Here is a 1,547-nt window from a genome sequence, read left to right as displayed (position 1 = left end):
ACCGTTATATAAATCCTACTCAAAGCTACTCAACAATATTCATTGCTTATCACTTTGAGTTTCGTTTACTTCCTTGCTTCATCCTGGCAACGTCGGCGTTAACCAGTCCACAGGCTAGCATCGTCTAACTGACGACTCTTGACAAATTGATTGCAGCGTTTAAATCGCGGTCAATTGTGAATCCACAGTGACCACATTCAAACACTCGCTCATTCAGTCCGAGTGTTTCTTTTTTGGTTCCACAGTTAGAGCAGGTCTTGCTGGACGGGAACCAACGGTCAACTACAACCAATTTGGAACCATACAGTTCACACTTGTAGGTCAGTTGACGACGAAACTCGTAAAATCCCATATCAGCAATAGCTTTAGCCAGTTTATGATTAGCCATTATCCCAGACACATTTAAATCTTCAATCACTACCGTGCCGTGGTTCTTGGCTAGTAGTGTGGTGAGTTTGTGCAATGTGTCTTTACGGGTATTAGCAATCTTTCTGTGCAACCTAGCTATCTGCAATTGCGCTTTCTTCCAATTGTTTGAACCGATGATTTTATGGCGGTTCAACCATTGCATTCTGGACAACTTTGCTTCGTATTTTTTGTAGGACTTTGCACCTGGTATCACATTACCAGTGCTGAGAGTGCAAAGGTTTTTGACACCAAGGTCAACTCCTACAATGCTGAGGCAGTCCGGTCTTGGGGTTTCCCCAAGTAGAGGAACTGCCGTTGTATTGCCTAAGTCCTGCTGTTCTACATCAAATCGAAAACTAATAAACCATCTATCAGCTTGACGAGAAATCGTACAAGACTTAGTTGGTACTTGTGGTAGTCTTTCATAGGTTTTGAGAACACCGATTACAGGTACTTGAATCTTGTTGTTTCCAAGAATTTTCACTGTACCTTCAAGCGTGAAAGAGTCACGTTTACCTTTTTTCTTGAACCTTGGAATGCCAGCAGCCTTGTTGAAGCATCGTTTCCAAGCTTCACGCAGTGCCATTAACGCTTGTTGTGGTGTGGATTTTGAGCATTCATAATACCATTCGTTTTCAGATTTCACTAATGCCACTAACCACTTATGCAGGTCAATGGCTGTAGGAAACTTAATCTTTGAATCGGCTAAGGCATTGTTATGATCCAAAATCTGTTTAGTCAAAGCCAGTCCCCAATTCCAGGCATGACGAGCTACTCCACAATGCTTGGCTAATGCAACGCGCTGTTGGTTATTTAATTTCAATTCAGTCTTGAAACCCAAAAGCATTGACCAACCTTATTTTTGATGTTATATGTATGTTAACAAACATACATGGTGATTGCAATGCCTTTTCAAAAAAATAATCAACTTGGTGCGAAGAAGAGATTGAAACGACCTCTAGACAAGGGAATAATTGCCTTTAGAGGGTACGAGGGACAGAAAGAAAAACTTAAAACCGTCCCTGATTGGCAAGAACGATTTAGAAAATTTATCGACCAACTGATTGTTGAAAACCTACCCAAAAATGACCAGCAATGAGTAGAGGTGAGCAGAGATTGAGTTACAGTTTCTTTCCCTG

2 protein-coding genes are annotated in these 1,547 nt (G+C 41.3%); one reads left to right on the top strand and one right to left on the bottom strand.

Features of this window, described 5'->3' with window-relative positions; translation table 11 throughout:
• Positions 1–124: 124 nt before the first annotated feature.
• Complete coding sequence (locus tag ACM0OZ_RS48725; RefSeq protein WP_414590138.1) at positions 125–1,255, bottom strand: RNA-guided endonuclease InsQ/TnpB family protein; 1,131 nt, start codon at positions 1,253–1,255, stop codon at positions 125–127.
• A gap of 57 nt (positions 1,256–1,312) precedes the next feature.
• On the opposite strand from ACM0OZ_RS48725, the gene ACM0OZ_RS48720 reads away from it, so the two are divergent.
• Positions 1,313–1,507 carry a hypothetical protein gene (locus tag ACM0OZ_RS48720; protein WP_414590137.1) on the top strand — a complete coding sequence of 65 codons (195 nt, stop codon included), beginning with the start codon at positions 1,313–1,315 and terminating at the stop codon, positions 1,505–1,507.
• The last annotated feature ends 40 nt before the right edge of the window (positions 1,508–1,547 follow it).

Origin of the sequence: Scytonema sp. PCC 10023, from assembly GCF_963920835.1 — a bacterium.
Classification (GTDB): domain Bacteria; phylum Cyanobacteriota; class Cyanobacteriia; order Cyanobacteriales; family Nostocaceae; genus Kalymmatonema.
The sequence above is the reverse complement of the archived record's forward strand: the minus strand, read 5'-3'. Positions and strand labels throughout refer to the sequence as shown.